The following is a 14773-nucleotide window of genomic DNA, read 5'->3' on the forward strand; positions in this document are numbered from 1 at the left end:
CCAAGCGTCGGCAGGCCTTGAAGTTACCGTAAGACAGGCTCGCCTTGTCAGCCATGCAAAGCGCGAGTGGGGGAAACCCCCGCATGAAGGCGCAAATCACGCTAATCAATAAGTTTTACCCCTTTTCTGCATAGCCTACCAACCATAAAGGCTCAACGTAATCAGGTTTCGTCTCCGGGGGAACCCCCACAGGTCGGCACTGCCTCCCCAAGACCGCGCTGCATCGCTGCGGAACGGCTTAGGTGCGCTTGACCCTTAGGTGCGCTCTTACCATTAAGAATTAAATTCGCTCTTTGTGCGCGCCTCTAAGGCCGCGAGCAATCCCTCGCGGCCTTGGACCCACCTCAAGGTGCGCGAACGGGCGCGCAGCTTATGATTAACCTTTGACTATCAACCGTCAAACATTAACCTTGTGGCCTACGGCTGACCCTACGCGAAGGACAATAAATCAGTCAGTTCTATTGTGTTGTTTAAATAGGTGTTAGTTGACTAGGTGTTGGGCATTTAAATTAAATTATGATTCAGTTATAAAAAAAACCGGCGTTGCTGATTCTGAGTATGGTTTCGCCCCCCTAGGGCGTGTTTTCAAACTATAACCACAATAAAATTAATGCGATCGTCAACATGGCTGTATAATTTTTAGCAAGCTTTTCGTATCGGGTAGCGAAGGGAGCGAAATTGCTTGATTCGATTGATAGCACGCTCTACAAGGTTGCGTTGACGATAGATTTCAAAGGTTTTATGGACCGCGACGTGGTTCGGCGGGAAAGTCGTGGTATGGTAAGACGGATACCACGACAACGGAGGTAATTACGGATTCTACGACCTGTGTAACCTTTATCTCCAACCAGTCTTAAGGGACGAATACTTCGACGGCCTCGCCCAGAACGCGCGAGCAGCACCTTGTTCCATCAATTGTTCCAGAAAAAGCGACTCGCGCACGTTGACCTGGACTAAGAAGAAATGTTATCGGTAACCCTCAACCTTCACAACGTATGTGTATTTTTGTACCTTAGCCTCCGCGAGAACGCCCTAATTTTTCATCTTCAGGTGCGACCCGTGGCGAATTTAATTCGCCTACGGAAAGCGCACCTTAGCCGTTTTTTTTCCCCCAGCTGCGTGTTGATGGGTTTGAAGTTACCGTAAGAATAAAGAAGCCTTAATTAATAAGTTTTAACCCTTTTACCCATAGTTTGTCGCCTGTAAAGGCTTCTTTATTCTAAGGCGCGCGTCTCTCACGTATCACGGTGCCATCCACGTAGTGAACCTTCCAATCAAGATTTCCTCGAAGATCAGCGATTGCTTGCAGATTTTCCAATATTTGGTTCCAGATTCCGGTTTTTTGCCACCGGTAAAACCTGGTTGCGACACTTTGCCACTTGCCATAATCCCTAGGTAAGTCTCGCCACGGTGCACCTGTTCTTAGTACCGGTGAGAATTCCGTTGATAACCGTGCGGTGGTCTTTGTTTGGCTTACCTGTATGGGGTTTTTGTGGTGGTAGTAACGGTTTTAACCTCTCCCACTGTTCAAAACTTCACGTCCCCTCGATTCATGAATGCACCCTGCCTTCACACTACTTTTAGGATACAACGAGGCAAGAAAACACGCCCTAGCCCCCCAATTCTGGGGGGAAAAACTCTCAAGCGATGCAGCGCCGACCTGCGGGGGTTTCCCCCACTCGCGCTTTGCATGGCTGACAAGTCCCCCAGAATTGGGGGATTTAGGGGGCTTTAATAAAACCAGATGATCGCGCATTCATTCCTTAATTCAGCAACGCCAAAAAACCTGCTCTCTTGCGCCCCTGCTCTGTTGAAAAATGGAATTTAAATGAAGACCAACTTACGTGTTGGTTAATTATGTAGGGCATCTAGTCTATCTTAGATGCTAACAAAGATGCTCATTGAGTTCAAGGAAATACAGCGATGCAGCGCCGACCTGCGGGGGTTTCCCCCACTCGCGCTTTGCATCAAGAGAGGGATAAATTCTGTAGCTAGTTTTCATCCTAATTAAGCAGCAGACCACAAGCTCTCCGGCTGCCAGAAATTTTTTAGATCATGTCGGGATAATTACCCTTAATAAAAATCTCCCCATCTCCTCATCTCCCCATCTCCTCATCTCCCCACCCTCCCTCTAATTATGGGTATTCAACCTGACTTGATATTAGAGGTTAGTGGGAATAATAATGCTTTGACTCAGTTGAACAGTTAAGTGTTTTCACTATGTTCGATAAAGATTTAGACAAATTTTCCGGATACCAGGAAATAGCTAATGCCACTTGTGATAAAAACAAGAGAGTATAAAAGGAAAGTATCAATAGAATAATCCCTGTGGTCAGCTTCTGCTGAGTAACCCCTAATTAACTATGTGCCTAAGATGTGCCTAAGATGTGCCTAAGTTGGCTTTGCATTCATTGGGGATTCAACTAATTTTTGTTGTTATTCAGGTTTATGTTCAATAAAACTCGTTAAACTAAAAACCATATAACAATTATAAACGAGTTGTGAAAATCTATAACCCCAAGAATATGGTATTATTGGCATCCTGGCCGCTTGATAGTTCACAACCTATTTATAATTGCTCTATATAGGAATCTAGTTTAGAAATGATTGTTATAATATCACCTAATTTATCTAAAGTTCCGCAGCTCGTGATTCACAATCCATATTGGAGAATGAGGAATAGGCAATGGGAAATTGGTAACTGATCCAACTGTACTTGAGCTCCCAAACGATAGTCAGCAATAGGATCAATTTATCTAGTTATCTAGCATCTATCTATTCCATAGCCAATCCCATAGACTGGTAAATTTAGAGCCAAACGTATTAGCTAATACTTTCTTGAAGAAGTAGCAGTGTTAAGATTATTAATTCAGGGTGAATGTATTAGCTCTGTAGAGCTAACTATAAATAAAAACGATGCTTCTATATTAGTGGTAGGAAATCAAAAGTTTATCACTACATTTGTGAAGCGGACTTGCTATATAAAGTCTAGCACTGTCGAGGTATCTTGGGAACTTGATGATGTCATACAACTCATCAAGACTAGACAACCGGCTATTTTAATTTTGCAGGCAACGCAGGTGGCTAGTTTACAACTATGTCGTCAAATTAAAGAACAAAAGCTGCTCGGTTGGATATACTGCATTGTGATCAATGACTTGCCCGAAATAGCGATTGAAACAATGGGCCGAGACCCAAACTGGGAGTTAAAAGAATGTGCTCAAGCCCTAGAAAACGGTGCAGATGCCTACTTACGGATCAGTTCAATCAGTAATCAAGACTCAGCCATATCTGTAGCAGAACATCGGTTGCTTAAGGCACAAATTCATGCAGGGTTACGAGGAGTGCAACTATACCGAAAAGCAATGCACACTAATGATTTTCTATCTAGGATAGCATTAGTTGATCCCTTGACAGAATTGAGCAATCGTCGGGCAATGGAATGGGAGTTACCCCGACAAGTCGAAAATGCCTTTCGTAAATCAACGCCCCTGAGTCTGATTATCCTAGATGTGGACTATTTCAAGTCCATCAACGACAACTACGGACATCCGGTAGGCGATCGCGCTCTCAAGCTACTGGCAAGTCGTCTCAAACATAACCTACGTATTCAAGATTCCCTCTTTCGCTATGGTGGAGAAGAGTTTGTGATCATTCTTAGTCACACTGACAGTAAAGAAGCCCGAGCAGTGGCTAACCGAGTGCGACATATTATTAGCGATCAACCCTTTCAGATTGATAGAAGATTAGTGCTCCCAATTACCATTAGCTTGGGTGTTGCTTCCCTTAACAAAAATAAGGACGACCATAGAGGGGAAAGCCTACTGCGATGTGCTGACCAGAACCTACGGATTGCTAAATCTAATGGTCGCAATCGGGTTTATTGTTGTTGCAATCACTAATTTTTAGGTAAATTGCTGACTCAAAACCACTGGCTTGTGGACAGTAATTTTTTTCTTGTGAATCGAAATCATTTCTTTTTCCCTTAGGTCTCCCAGTAGACGGGTGACAGTCACCCGAGTCGAACCGATAGCTTCTGCGATCGCTTGATGGGACAACTTCAGTTCAATGGTAATCCCATCCCCACAGGGTATCCCAAAGTCACGGCAGAGAATTAATAGAAAACTAACCAATCGAGACTCCATATCCCGATGAGCTAGGGTTTCGATCATCATTTCAGTCTGTAATATCCGAGACGATAGCCCCCGTAACATCAACATTGATAATTCCGGGTTTTCCTTGAGTGCTTTTTCTACCTGGTCAATCGGGGAAGAGAGTAACTCTACAGTTGTAAAGGCAACTGCATGATAGAACCGATCAGATTGGTGACCAGTAATCAGAGATAGAACACCGAAAACCGTATTTTCTCGCAGCAGTGCTACAGTAATTTCTTCTCCTACTTCGTATACTCTAGACAGTTTGACAGCACCTTTTAGCAAAAAGTAAACCCGTTCAGCTGGATCTCCTGGGAAGAAAATCGTTTTACCTCGCTCATAGGTTTCTACGACTGGTGGAAACGCTCCTCTACCAATCTGACGAAAAACAGCCGCTAGTGGTGTATCCTGCGTCACAACCCTATCCATATCTATTCCTTTGTAGCAATGCCCCTATTTATTTATAGTGAAAAGACTTCCGGGGATGTTAAGCCACGGATTAGTCAATGAATCTTGTCTATTTAGGCTTGTATATTTAGGCTATTTTAGCGGATTTTAAACAGTTTTATTTAGTTTTTCGTGAACTGCTACAACCGTTCTTAATTCCCCTTGCCCATCAATTTCGGCACTGGAACCAGTGGCGAATTTAATTACAGGTCAAGCGCAGCGGGCAAGTTTTGAGCTAATTTGCCAACAGGCCAACAGTATTAACTGCTAGTCTATAGTTTAGCAAGCTCTTGGCTTGATTTTCCCTTAACCCTGTCAGGTAGAAGCGGCGATTAGTACCAATCATCGTGGAATCGACAAATTTATCAAAAATATTGGGTTTAAAACCCCGTCCTTCTAGGATGGCTTTCTGAAAATCCACGTCTGTTTGGTGTATAATCTAGATAGGTACAGGCTGAAAAACCGTTGGCTCAACCGGAAGAAAGATCCGCAATTGATTGCCCATAAAGAAGTAATGCCTAGAGGGCTTGAAGTTACCGTAAGTAGAGTGGAGCCTTTATAGTCGGCAGGTTATGCAGCATAGGGAAAAGGTTTTGTAGTAAGGCTCCACTCTACTAAGGTTTCGTCTCTGGGAAAGTCCTCTTTAAAAACCCAATCGTCAATCAACAGTTGGCGTGTGAACCTAGAAGAATAACCTTTGAGATAAAACAAAGTACGGTGGGGCACACCGGAACTTGAGGAAAAGGAAGGAAAACGGACTTTTAAGGCACTTCCAACAAGTACTCTAACGCCTAAGGAGAACTGCCCTCTAGGTCTGTCGTGAATTGACTGGGAATTTGGTGTTGTCACGGATTTCTTCTGGTTAAGTATTGTCTTGTTTTTGGCGGCGTCAAAAATAGGAACTCGGCGGTTTACGGCGGCTCGTAGATTTAGGAATCCCCGCGCCTTTTGGCAAAGCCGTTCGCACCTCAAGCAGCGTCGCCTACGGCGGAAGCGTGGCCTACGGCCTCCGCTACGCGAACAGGCCGGTGAGTGTCAATTCTAACTACTTAATATCAATCTGAGCTAAGTTTTTGTAAAAATTGCTACCAAACACTAAAAACCTCAGGGGTCATTATTGGTGCTTACCTCAGGGGGTAAGCCTGAAGGGTAAACGGGAGACCCGCTTTGGGGTGTGGAGCGAACGGGTTTGGGGTGGACAGTAGCCATTTCTCTGGTTCTAGTTGGGTGAGTAACCTCACGCTCGCCTGCCATAACTAATCCCTATTAAGTCGGGGAGTTAGTCGCTATTTCGCTTCCGGGTGATTGCAGATCCCCCATAATATAGGTAGTTTGATTACCTGGCACCCTTGCTTATAAACTATAATAAAGGTTTATACTGAAAATTTATAATAAAAATTATAACAATATAATACTTGACCAGACTTGGGCTCACAATTACCTATTACTAGTTGAAAGCGATGCAGCGCCGACCTGCGGGGGTTTCCCCCACTCGCGCTTTGCATCAAGAATAGAGCTGAAAAACTCAAGGTTGCTGCATTCAGGGATGCAGCGCGGTCTTGGGGAGGCAGTCGCTCATGGGGGGAACCCCCCATGAGCGACTGCCGTGGTTTCCACGGGGCAAACAGCGGTGCGGAAGCAAGTTCCGCACACAGACCCATGCGCCATGAGCGACTGCATCAAGAAGGGATATAATAACTGGGCTGTCATATACGGCTAACTAACCTTCAACCCTGACTCATAGCGCGACTCAACCTAAAAACCATGCTCGATCTCAACGGAAAAAATGCTTTTGTCACTGGCATCGCCAACAACCGCTCCATTGCTTGGGGGATCGCCCAACAGTTGCACAACGCGGGGGCAAATTTAGGTGTGAACTTTTTGCCTGACGAAAAAGGTCGCTATGAGAAAAAAGTTCGAGACCTGGTAGAGCCCCTCGAGCCTAGCATTATCATGCCCTGTGATGTCCGAAACGATGCCCAAATTGAAGCGATTGCGGATGCGATCGCTTCGCAATGGGGCAAACTGGACATCCTGATTCACTGTTTAGCCTTTGCCAATAAAGAGGATCTATCGGGAGAATTTAGTCAGACATCCCGTGAGGGGTTTTCCCTAGCCTTAGACATTAGCAGTTACTCCCTCAATCGATTAACCGCAGCTTGGAAACACTTGATGACTGATGGGGGTAGCATTGTCACCCTCAGCTATCTTGGGGGGGTTAAAGTAATTCCCAATTATAATGTGATGGGTGTTGCTAAAGCAGCACTGGAAATGAGTGTTCGTTACCTCGCAGCAGAACTCGGACCTCAAACGATTCGGGTCAATGCTATCTCCGCAGGACCAATCCGGACCTTAGCCTCTTCAGCAGTTGGGGGGATCATGGATATGATTCATCATGTAGAGAAAGTAGCACCACTGCGCCGCACTGTTACTCAGGAAGAAGTGGGTAAAGCAGCTGCATTCTTGTGTAGTGATTTAGCCAGCGGCATCACTGGTCAGGTTTTATATGTAGACGCTGGTTACGAAATAATGGGAATGTGACTAAGAACAATTGCGTCAACTATAGAATTGGAAAATCAAAATTCATAATTATGCACGCGCATTCCGTAATGTTTGATGCAATGGGCGAATACTTAACTGAAGAATACTGGCAAATAGGCAGATAACTAATAAGTCAGGCTAAGTAAGACAGGAGTAAAGATGTAATGCAAGTAAGCGATAACCCGACGCAGATCGAGAGCGGACCGATAATTCTCAACACCCAAGAGTCTAGGTTAAAGGCGCGAACAGCCTCAGTCAGGCGTACTACTGGGGAAACTGATGTACAGGTGTCACTGAATTTAGATGGTACAGGTATCTGCACCGCTAATACAGGGATTCCATTTTTAGACCATATGCTGCATCAAATCTCTTCCCATGGACTGATTGACTTGGAGGTGCAGGCAAAGGGGGACCTAGAAATTGATGATCACCACACTAATGAAGATGTTGGGATTACCCTAGGGCAAGCCTTGGCAAAAGCATTAAGCGATCGCAAAGGAATAGTTCGCTTCGGGAATTTCCTGGCTCCCCTAGATGAGGCCTTGATTCTGGTATCTCTAGACTTTTCTGGACGTCCTCACTTAAGCTATGGCTTGGAAATTCCTACCCAGCGTGTCGGGACCTATGATACCCAGCTGGTGCGAGAGTTTTTTGTCGCACTGGTTAACCATAGTCAGCTCACCTTACATATCCGCCAACTAGATGGCATCAATTCACATCATATTATTGAAGCAACATTCAAGGCATTTGCCAGGGCAATGCGCATGGCTGTGGAAATTGATCCTCGTCGTGCAGGGATGATTCCAAGCTCTAAGGGGGTTTTGTAAGCGATGCAGCGCCGACCTGCGGGGGTTCCCACGGGGCAAACAGCGGTGCGGACGCAGGTTCCGCACACAGACCCATGCGCCATGAGCGACTGCATCAAGACAAAGCTATCGGGAAATCCTAAAGGTTTAAAACAAACAAAAAGCCATGGGACTAAAAGTTCCACAGCTTTTAGACTGGTCTAAGGAGCATTAACTACATTTGATCGTAGAGTATGCTAACCGTGGGCATAGTCCTCGTAACAGTTTTGGTAACGAATTTGGTAACGAAATGGTTTTTACTGAGCTATTATCCAAACGAGGATTTACCAAAGCGCAAAGCGCATTGTGCAGATCGTAATAGAGTCAAAGGACTAGCGCCCTAGTGCTGACGCTAGCAAACCAATTCTAGGCAGCCAGCCGTTGCAATCGGTGCTTCATTCATACCTAGGCAAAGGCCAAGATTACACCCTTGAGTTTTAGAAAAATCTGGGATTATGTGGTATCATTCTTGGTGGTTTAATTTCATTTTCATTCTGGTGTTTCAGCTCAGTGGCAATGATTAGCTGATCAAGGGTGCAGTTGAGCTTTTCCATGATTAACTTAGTTTGCCAAAAGGAGAGCTTAGGCTGCATTTTGCCCCTTTCCCAAATGGAAATGGTTTTCTGGGTTACTCCAAGGGCTTCAGCAAGTTCTCGCTGAGTTAAGCCAACTTGCTGGCGCAACTTTAGTAGGGTTATGTCATGATGTTCACGTAGCATTATACTTTAATGTATAGTTTTCAAAGCCATATCATCAACGCTATGAACAAAAACAGATAATGGCAGGTAGCCAAAAACTGCTTTTGCTTTTTGAAACCTAATCATAACGCTTCCAGGTTGTTTAACCCAGCCATCCTTAAATATACAAATAACAGCTCAATCCGTTATACGTCATCCACCTGCAGTCAAATATGGCTCCTGGTTGGCTGATACTAAGGTTGCTTTAATGGCGCCATCACTCCACCACCAGACTTAGCGATGCAGCGCCGACCTGCGGGGGTTTCCCCCATGAGCGACTGCATCAAGAACAGAAGAATAGAAAAGACTTAGGTGAGCCGCTGTTGGATTAAACGGTGGGACAATCACGCGAATTTAATTACAGGTCAAGCGCACCGGGTAGGTGTCAGCTGACCTGCTATCCTGATAGAATGCCACCAAAGCTATTGATTTGATTTATCTTAGCGGGTGATTTATCTTGGTTTCAAATCCTGTACTGAAATCGTCTTATGACCGCTGTAACTCCCTTAGCTAATGCTTCCGATTTATCGACCGATAACTACCTGGTGGTAGGCTTAGCCACCTGCTTTATCAAAGAAGAGGGTGAAGTTCATCAAGTTCAAATTATTGAACCCATCCCCTCAGCCTCTCTAGAAGCACTGCTTAAAAGTGTTCCTACATCTTACTCAGTGGCTTGTGGTACGACTCTAGGTAAAGTAATCTCAGGGGATAGCCTTTTCAAACCCGCTGAGTTTCCAGAGGATGCTCAGTTTTGCGATGATTTTACTAACCGAGCCCTCGCCGCTGCACGCACTTACAAGAGTTGTCCAGAAGCGATCGCTCATATTCCCCTCGGCACAACCTTTGATAACTTCAACTTTTCCACAGAACGCAAGCGGTTGCTAAATATGCAGCGAGTTGTTACTAAGGAAGATAATGTCAAACAGCATGAGTACACTCACAAGGTTCTCTAATCGTTAATCCATTAGTCCTTAGTTAATTTAAACAAGACTTAGGCTTGTACCCGTTGCTAAGCGCCTATTTTATGGGATATGGCCTTAACAATTTACTTTGAGCAATCACTAAGGACTAACGACTATTTCTCTAACAACTTCCAGCCACCATCCCAGTCATCGTTAGGAGGTTCTTGAAGAAAGCGCTGACAACGCCTCAGGTGCAATACAGAGGCTTGGTCATTTTTGTCATATTTTTCTAGAACAGTGCCAAACTCACCCATGGCGAGAGCGAACTGTCGCTGGAGGTAATACTGACGGCCTTTGTAGTAATGTTCAATGATTCGTGCTTTGTACTCAGAAATCGGTTCAGATTTTAGGCCGACCAATTCATAAATGGATACTGGCTTAGTCTTGCCCTTAACAATTACCTTGTCCAATTCCCTAGCCCAGATCTGGTCCACACAAGCTCTGTAAGTATTTTCACTAATTAGGATGTCACAACCGTATTGCTTGCTAGCCGTTTCCAAGCGAGCACCTAAATTGACTCCATCACCAATAGAGGTAAACTCCATTCGTTTAGTTGAACCCATATTACCACTAATGACGCTATCGGAGTTTATGCCAATCCCGATCTTTAAAGGTTTTCGATTAGCTTTAACACGTTCTTGATTAAACTCTTTGAGACGCTGGCGCATCTCTAAGGCAGTTTGCACTGCTCTCCAAGCATGATCTTCTTGGGGCAAGGGCGAACCAAAAACAGCCATAATCGCATCGCCAATGTATTTGTCGAGGGTACCTTTATATTCAAAAATTGCATCCACCATCGACTCAAAATAGTCGTTGAGCATACCCACGACATCTTCTGCCTTTAAACTTTCGGTCAAGGCAGTATAGCCACGAATATCTGAGAACAGAACTGATACCTCTTTGCGATCGCCTCCTAATTTATGGTCATCAAGTTTAAGTAATTCCTCTGCTAACTCCTGGGTCATGTAGCGATACATGGTAGTCTTGAGGCGTTTTTCATCACTAATGTCATCCATGACTACCAAAGCACCATAGACATGGGTTTGATCGCTGGCATCAGCAATAGAGTTAATCGAGAGATTCACACAATGCTTGGTTGATTCTAACCCCTGGGATATCAAGGTTTGGTCGGGGTAGTACTGACGGCTGTCTTTTTCTGTCTTGGCAGTTAAAGCGTTCTGGAGCCATTGAGCAAAATTTCCGCCTTTGATGTTAATCAACTGACTAACCGATAACCCCTCCAAGCTGTCTCCAGGGTAATACCCCAGCAATTTCTTGGCACTTTCATTGGTAGCGATAATCTTACCGGTTTTATCGGTGGAAATAACCCCATTACTGAGACTGCGCAGCATATCCCGCTGAATTTGTTCCTGCTGTTTGATGGTGGCAAACAGTTTCGCTCGCTGTATAGCTACCCCAGCTTGAATATTGAACGCCTTCATGTAGGCTTCATCAATTCGATTAAAACTTGCTTTCCAGCATTCCGGAGCTTTCGGCCAATCATGGGGATTGTAGGGCTCAAAGTCACCGGTCTTTTTCTTGTTAACTAGTTGGGTTACACCTATTAACTCTTGATTGGAGTTATACACTGGCATACACAACAGGCTACAGGTGCGATAACCAGATTCCTGATCAACTTTTTTTGAATTGTTAGAATTGGGATGATCATATAGGTCAAAAGGAATATTTAGAGCTTCACCGGTTTGAGCTACCTTCCCGGCAAAGCCAACACCCATTGGGATCCGGATTTCTTGGGAGGAACCATCCGCTTGGGGAATTTGCGCCCACAGTTCATTACGCTCTCGGTCAATCAGCCACAGGGTACTACGGTCGGCTTTCATCAGCGTTTTCGCCTCATCCATCACCCGCTTGAGGGTTTCGTCTAGATCCAAACTGCTGAGATTGAGGGATTCTGTGGCTTTGATCAGTGCTGTTGCTGCTCGTTGTCTCTGGGTAGCTCGGTACAAGGACTTCGAAGATTCCAGAACCAGCCGCATCGAAGGGGCAAAATCGTTAAACAGTTTTTGATCTTCGTCAGTAAAGCCCTGTTGATCAATTTTTTCGTTTAAGGAAGCGTTCTGTGCATAGGAATTTTTGACCTTATTAAGTAATTGGACTACGGCAACTAAATCTCCCTGTCGAGTCAACAGGGGCAAGGCTAGCAGCGTATAGGTGCGATATCCAGTTTTTTGGTCAGACTTTTTGGCAGTGTTAGAACGAGGGTCATCATAAAAATCGTAGGGAACGTTAACCACCCGTTTGAAAGTAGCTACTTCACCAACAATGCCCTGATCAGCTGGAAATCGCAGTTCTCCTAAGGTGTTGTTTCCCTCTCCCTTTGCCACTACCGACCAAAGTTCGTGCTTGTCTTCATCCAGAAAAAATATTGTTACTCGGTCGGCATTCATTAACTCTGCCGTCTTAAGAGTAATCGCATTCAAAATCTCCTGGAGAACCTTCTCAAAATCTTGGTTTTCCAGTAGAGCGTCCAGCATCGACAGGGTTTGATTGACGATCTGGAGTGCGTCTTCTACACTTCGGACTACTTGTTTTAAACTTTCCCGGTTTAAAGGCGCTAGGAAGTTAGATATTCCTTGTCCCGCCGCAACTAGCGAACCGGCTGCTGAGGAATTTGCCTCAGATATGCTCCCCTTTTCCACCTGATTTGAATTGTTTTGATAAACAGATGCAGCTACCATAGAATTATCCTGCGCTAAAGCTTTTGATTTGCTGAAGCGATCTAATGATGGCGTATTTTTGATACTTATTGACTCTTAGATTGATACTTATTGACTCGTCAGAGCCAGTTAACCGAATTGATCTGAGTTTAAGGCTAATCTGTTGATTACCTAGAGAGCACCTTCTATGCTGGCCGCTGAGTAGATTTTTTCTGATTGAGAGTTAAATATGGCCTGACTGGATTATACTGCATTCTAGATTAATTTGTCAGTAGCTTAATTAATCAATTGCGATTCAACTATTAAACTAATGCATCACAACCTCACAAGTTTTAACATTTAGCTGTTTGGCCTTAGTCCTGTTTTACCACTGTGCATGTCTTACGCCAGCTAGCAGCTTGGGACAACAAGGAAGCTGCAAAATTCATAGCGTCTTGAGCCGACTGTCCACCAGCTAACTGAGCGATTTCTTCCTGCCGCTTTTGGGGATGATTCAGGAGGCTAATCCTGACTACAGTTCGAAGCTCGGGCATTCCAGATTCTGGGATTTGGGTAACTACTTGAGTACTGCCAGACCGGTTACCTTGAGGGGAAGATGGTTGTTTCAAAATGCTAGAAATCGGTTGAGCAATCACCTGTTTATCTACCCTAAAATGTTGGTCTGCCATCGCAGCAATTAACGGTTGGTGAGTCACACAAAGAACTTGGTGGCGTTGACTGAGTTGGTAGAGTCGTTCTGCGATCGCTCCTGCTACCCGACCAGATACCCCAGCATCAATTTCATCAAAAATTAAGGTTGTTCCTGGCTGATTACTGCTGGAAAAACAAGCTTTCAGTGCCAGTAAAAATCGACTCATCTCTCCACCGGAAGCCGTCTTAGCAATAGGTTGCAAGGGTTCTCCGGGGTTGGGAGAGAAGCAAAAGGTGACTTGATCTCCACCAGCTGCCGTGGGTACAATGGGGTTGATTTCCACTGTAAACTTTACCTTCTCCATAGCCAAGGGCTTTAACTGGTTAACCAGCTGTTTTTCAAGTTCTGACCCAGCCCTGTAGCGCAATTTTGTCAGTTGCTCACATTCATCGGTCACGTTTTCCTGACTAAATGCGTAATTTTTCTCTAATTCTTCTAGAGATGCACCTTCACTGCCTAATTCTTCCAGTTCTGCCTGTAGGGTCTCATAGTGAGCGATTGCCTGAGCAAGGCTTGGTCCATATTTGCGGCAAATTTGTTTAAGAACCCCAATTCTTTCCTCCACCACTTGGAGACGTTCCGGATCAGTCTCTAGTCCATCTCCATAGGCATTAATCTGATGGGCAGCTTCCACCACTTGAGCCAATGCTCCACTGACTAAGTCTAGTAGAGGTTGCAATTGACTATCATAGTCTACCATATCCTGTAAGGTACTTTCCGCTTGACCCAATAAGTCAGCACTTGCTTTTGTCCCCTGATCATTATGGTAAAGTGCTTGATAGACTTGGTAACTCCTCTGTTGGAGTTCCACAACATGGTTCAGACGCTGGTGTTCACGTTCAAGCTGTTCAAGTTCGTCAGGAGCGCTAAGGTTGGCAGCACTGAGGTCTTGAATTTGATACTCTAACCAGTCCAGACGTTGTAGGCGTTCTTGCTGAGACCTTTGCTGTGTCTCTAGAGCTTTCTTGGCCTCTTGACAAGCTATATACGCAGATGCAACTCGATCTCGCTGTTGGATCACAAGGGAACCGCCGTAAAGGTCGAGTAGCCCTCGTTGGCGTGCTGGCATAATTAGCTGTATGGTTTGACCCTGAGCAGTAATTTCTACCAAACGCTCACGCAGTCCCTCCATCAGTTGCCGATTAACTATCGTGCCATTGACCCGAGAACGCGATCGCATGCCTTTCTCTGTTGCGGTAATCTCTCGGCTACAGACTAAATCGGCTTGATCAAGTAACTCAATCTCTTGCTCACTCAACCAGGCTATCAAGGGGTTATCTACCGAGAAGGTAGCTTCTACCAAAGCCCGTTTAGTCCCTGTGCGAATCAGCCGATTGGTGACTTTTCCCCCCAGGGCAATATCAATGGCATCCAAAATAATGGACTTACCCGCACCGGTTTCCCCAGTCAACACATTTAGACCAGCACCGAATTCCACGTCTAAGTGGTCAATTAAGGCAAAGTTGTGAATTCGCAAATAAAGTAACATTGAGCAAAATTCACTGTTGGGAAAATTGTGATATTAAACACATTTTGTAACAATTTCGGAAAAGTCACACCCTAATACCCAATTGAAGTCTAAGGGTTAACTCTAGTAATCGTTGAGCGTTCACCATTCAGTTTATCGTCAACTGTCCACTAAAAATCAGTATTCCTTTAAGCAGTCAGCCGTCAGCCGTCAGCTAAAAGCTCACGGGTGCGCGAACAGCCGTCAGCTT

11 protein-coding genes and 1 pseudogene are annotated in these 14773 nt (G+C 44.9%); 4 read left to right on the forward strand and 8 right to left on the reverse strand.

Features of this window, described 5'->3' with window-relative positions; translation table 11 throughout:
• Nucleotides 1-1237 precede the first annotated feature (1237 nt).
• A pseudogene (locus BJP34_RS36150) lies at nucleotides 1238-1526 on the reverse strand (IS5 family transposase); the annotation flags it as partial.
• Nucleotides 1527-2852: 1326 nt separating this feature from the next.
• Between BJP34_RS36150 and BJP34_RS05735 the strand changes: the two are divergent.
• The gene (locus BJP34_RS05735) at nucleotides 2853-3902 is read left to right on the forward strand and encodes a GGDEF domain-containing protein (protein ID WP_229424259.1); all 1050 of its coding nucleotides are present in this window, start codon (nucleotides 2853-2855) and stop codon (nucleotides 3900-3902) included.
• A gap of 3 nt (nucleotides 3903-3905) precedes the next feature.
• On the opposite strand, the gene ntcA is transcribed toward BJP34_RS05735, so the two are convergent.
• From ntcA to BJP34_RS47085, 4 genes are all read right to left on the reverse strand, one after another.
• Nucleotides 3906-4583 (reverse strand): global nitrogen regulator NtcA, encoded by a 678-nt coding sequence (ntcA, locus tag BJP34_RS05740; protein ID WP_070391512.1) that lies wholly within the window; start codon nucleotides 4581-4583, stop codon nucleotides 3906-3908.
• Between the two features lie 253 nt (nucleotides 4584-4836).
• Nucleotides 4837-5022 carry a hypothetical protein gene (locus tag BJP34_RS05745; RefSeq protein ID WP_070391513.1) on the reverse strand — a complete coding sequence of 62 codons (186 nt, stop codon included), beginning with the start codon at nucleotides 5020-5022 and terminating at the stop codon, nucleotides 4837-4839.
• A gap of 149 nt (nucleotides 5023-5171) precedes the next feature.
• The gene (locus tag BJP34_RS38820; protein ID WP_149030819.1) at nucleotides 5172-5573 is read right to left on the reverse strand and encodes a hypothetical protein; all 402 of its coding nucleotides are present in this window, start codon (nucleotides 5571-5573) and stop codon (nucleotides 5172-5174) included.
• A 401-nt stretch (nucleotides 5574-5974) separates the two neighbouring features.
• Complete coding sequence (locus tag BJP34_RS47085) at nucleotides 5975-6196, reverse strand: hypothetical protein (protein WP_070391514.1); 222 nt, start codon at nucleotides 6194-6196, stop codon at nucleotides 5975-5977.
• A 169-nt stretch (nucleotides 6197-6365) separates the two neighbouring features.
• Here BJP34_RS47085 and fabI point away from each other — a divergent pair, with 169 nt between their 5' ends.
• Nucleotides 6366-7142, forward strand: a complete 777-nt coding sequence (gene fabI / locus BJP34_RS05755; RefSeq protein ID WP_070391515.1) for an enoyl-ACP reductase FabI — start codon at nucleotides 6366-6368, stop codon at nucleotides 7140-7142.
• A 164-nt stretch (nucleotides 7143-7306) separates the two neighbouring features.
• Complete coding sequence (gene hisB, locus BJP34_RS05760; RefSeq protein WP_229424260.1) at nucleotides 7307-7969, forward strand: imidazoleglycerol-phosphate dehydratase HisB; 663 nt, start codon at nucleotides 7307-7309, stop codon at nucleotides 7967-7969.
• 455 nt (nucleotides 7970-8424) lie between these two features.
• Here the strand turns inward: hisB and BJP34_RS05765 are convergent, their stop codons facing one another.
• Nucleotides 8425-8706 carry a helix-turn-helix domain-containing protein gene (locus BJP34_RS05765; RefSeq protein ID WP_070391516.1) on the reverse strand — a complete coding sequence of 94 codons (282 nt, stop codon included), beginning with the start codon at nucleotides 8704-8706 and terminating at the stop codon, nucleotides 8425-8427.
• 506 nt (nucleotides 8707-9212) lie between these two features.
• Here BJP34_RS05765 and BJP34_RS05770 point away from each other — a divergent pair.
• Nucleotides 9213-9677 (forward strand): hypothetical protein, encoded by a 465-nt coding sequence (locus tag BJP34_RS05770; RefSeq protein ID WP_070391517.1) that lies wholly within the window; start codon nucleotides 9213-9215, stop codon nucleotides 9675-9677.
• A 122-nt stretch (nucleotides 9678-9799) separates the two neighbouring features.
• Here BJP34_RS05770 and BJP34_RS05775 read toward each other — a convergent pair whose 3' ends face one another.
• Both BJP34_RS05775 and recN read right to left on the reverse strand, forming a co-directional pair.
• Entirely contained in the window at nucleotides 9800-12385 is a 2586-nt protein-coding gene (locus BJP34_RS05775; RefSeq protein WP_070391518.1) for a GAF domain-containing protein, read from the reverse strand.
• 332 nt (nucleotides 12386-12717) lie between these two features.
• Nucleotides 12718-14544: a DNA repair protein RecN gene (gene recN / locus BJP34_RS05780; protein WP_070391519.1), complete on the reverse strand. Its 1827-nt coding sequence runs from the start codon at nucleotides 14542-14544 to the stop codon at nucleotides 12718-12720.
• Between the last annotated feature and the right edge of the window lie 229 nt (nucleotides 14545-14773).

The organism is Moorena producens PAL-8-15-08-1 (assembly GCF_001767235.1).
In the GTDB taxonomy this organism is placed as follows: domain Bacteria; phylum Cyanobacteriota; class Cyanobacteriia; order Cyanobacteriales; family Coleofasciculaceae; genus Moorena; species Moorena producens_A.

Excerpts from the sequence above, each read along its gene's own strand:
- ntcA (WP_070391512.1), bottom strand. The coding sequence starts at position 4,583 with ATGGATAGGGTTGTGACGCAGGATACACCACTAGCGGCTGTTTTTCGT.
- BJP34_RS47085 (WP_070391514.1), bottom strand. The coding sequence starts at position 6,196 with ATGGGGGGTTCCCCCCATGAGCGACTGCCTCCCCAAGACCGCGCTGCA.
- fabI (WP_070391515.1), top strand. The coding sequence starts at position 6,366 with ATGCTCGATCTCAACGGAAAAAATGCTTTTGTCACTGGCATCGCCAAC.
- hisB (WP_229424260.1), top strand. The coding sequence starts at position 7,307 with ATGCAAGTAAGCGATAACCCGACGCAGATCGAGAGCGGACCGATAATT.
- BJP34_RS05765 (WP_070391516.1), bottom strand. The coding sequence starts at position 8,706 with ATGCTACGTGAACATCATGACATAACCCTACTAAAGTTGCGCCAGCAA.
- BJP34_RS05770 (WP_070391517.1), top strand. The coding sequence starts at position 9,213 with ATGACCGCTGTAACTCCCTTAGCTAATGCTTCCGATTTATCGACCGAT.
- BJP34_RS05775 (WP_070391518.1), bottom strand. The coding sequence starts at position 12,385 with ATGGTAGCTGCATCTGTTTATCAAAACAATTCAAATCAGGTGGAAAAG.
- recN (WP_070391519.1), bottom strand. The coding sequence starts at position 14,544 with ATGTTACTTTATTTGCGAATTCACAACTTTGCCTTAATTGACCACTTA.